The organism is Gryllotalpicola sp. CP2-P1 (genome assembly GCF_057512245.1).
Genome location: NZ_JBLRDT010000378.1, coordinates 1 through 1,309, shown reverse-complemented (window position 1 = coordinate 1,309; position 1,309 = coordinate 1). Strand labels below are relative to the sequence as shown.

At 73.6% G+C, this 1,309-nt stretch carries 2 protein-coding genes; both read left to right on the top strand.

Annotation, left to right across the window (positions count from 1 at the left end; genetic code table 11):
- The coding region (locus ACM2XV_RS15375) for a molybdopterin-binding protein (RefSeq protein ID WP_487027581.1) at positions 1-628 on the top strand (628 nt) is incomplete at its 5' end.
- Positions 621-1,136, top strand: a complete 516-nt coding sequence (gene moaC / locus ACM2XV_RS15370; RefSeq protein WP_487027580.1) for a cyclic pyranopterin monophosphate synthase MoaC — start codon at positions 621-623, stop codon at positions 1,134-1,136. The genes ACM2XV_RS15375 and moaC, both read left to right, overlap by 8 nt.
- The last annotated feature ends 173 nt before the right edge of the window (positions 1,137-1,309 follow it).

Sequence of the window (1,309 nt, the reverse complement as noted above, 5' to 3'; positions counted from 1 at the left end):
GCTCGCCGAGCCGGGCGAGCCGCTGCGCCCCGGGGCGATCTACGACGCGAACGCCGTCTCGCTCTCGGCGGCGATCACGCTCGCGGGCGGGGTGGCGCTCGCCACCGGCGTCTACAGCGACGACCCGGGCCATCTGCGGATGGCGCTCGAGGCGGCGGGCCCCGTCGAGCTCGTCGTGACGAGCGGCGGGGTGAGCGCGGGCGCGCACGAGGTCGTGCGCGACACACTCGCGCCGCTCGGCGTGACCTTCGACTCCGTCGCCGTGCAGCCCGGCGGGCCTCAGGGTCTGGGGGCGATCACCGTGTCCGGCTTCCCCACCCCCGTGCTCTGCTTCCCCGGCAACCCCGTGAGCGCGCTCGTCTCGTTCGAGCTGTTCCTGCGGCCGCTGCTGCGCGGGCCGCGCCCCGTGCTGCGGCTGCCGCTCGCGGCATCCCTCGACTCCCCCGTCGCCAAGCACCAGGTGCGCCGCGGGCGCGTCACGGCCGATCAGACCGTCGAGCTCGTCGGCGGCCCGAGCTCGCATCTGCTGGCGGCGTACGCTCGTTCCGATGCCCTGGTGCAGGTGCCGGTCGGTGTCGACCACCTCGACGCAGGGGAATCCGTAGAGGTCTGGAGGATCGATGAGTGACGAGCCCGCCGAGACCGCGAGCTCGCAGGGGCTCACGCATCTGCGCGCCGACGGCGCCGTGCACATGGTCGATGTGAGCGAGAAGCAGATCACCGCGCGCCGCGCCGTGGCGCTCGGCGCCGTCGTCACCCGGCCCGACGTGGTCGAGCTCGTCGCGCAGGGTCGCCTGCCGAAAGGCGAGGCGCTCGCCGTCGCGCGCATCGCAGGGATCATGGCTGCGAAGAAGACGCCGGAGCTCGTGCCCCTGTGCCACCCCCTGCCGATTACCGGCGTCGACGTCGAGCTGGCCGCTGCCGGCGATCGCATCGAGATCCGCGCGACGGTGAAGACCGTCGGCGTCACGGGCGTCGAGATGGAGGCGCTGACCGCGGTCTCGGTCGCCGCGCTCACCGTCTACGACATGATCAAGGCCGTCGACAAGGGCGCCGTCATCGCCGAAGTGCGCGTGCTCGAGAAGGACGGGGGCAAGTCGGGCCCGTGGCGCTCGGACGATCGGCGCGAGGTATGACCGCGCTCGCTCTCACGGTGTCGACCCGGGCGGCCGCCGGCGTCTATGCCGATGCGACCGGGCCGATCATCCACGAGTGGCTCACCGAGCGCGGCTTCGACACCTCGCGGCGGGTGGTGCCCGACGGGCCCGGAGTCGAAGCGGCCCTGCGCGGTGCGGTCTCGGCCCGGCTG

Bases quoted from the DNA above. Each gene is read 5' to 3' on its own strand.
- moaC (WP_487027580.1), top strand. From the start codon at position 621: ATGAGTGACGAGCCCGCCGAGACCGCGAGCTCGCAGGGGCTCACGCAT.